General features: G+C 41.5%; 1 protein-coding gene. It reads right to left on the reverse strand.

The annotated features are described in order from the left end of the window. Positions 1-258: nicotinamide mononucleotide transporter (locus SB725_RS32175; RefSeq protein WP_410923547.1), on the reverse strand; the 258-nt coding region annotated here is incomplete at both ends.

Raw genomic sequence — 258 nt, forward strand, 5'->3', positions numbered from 1 at the left:
GATGAATTCCAAGTACCGCACCATCGAAACTAAAGCCATTATTAATCACGGGACGGAAATAATAAACCAATCCTACAAAAGCTATCGTTCCTGCTGCCAAGGCAGAGAGTATAGGGATGTCACCTGCATGCAGATGCTCAATACGGACATTATTAGCGTCTGTTTGCTTATGCTCAACAGACTGGTTTTTCTTGTTCTTTGACCAGTTAATCCAGCCATACAAGCTCATCACGGTATAGTAAGCATTGATGAACATAT

Origin of the sequence: Pseudomonas sp. SIMBA_041, assembly GCF_046535095.1 — a bacterium.
Lineage (GTDB): Bacteria > Pseudomonadota > Gammaproteobacteria > Pseudomonadales > Pseudomonadaceae > Aquipseudomonas > Aquipseudomonas mucoides.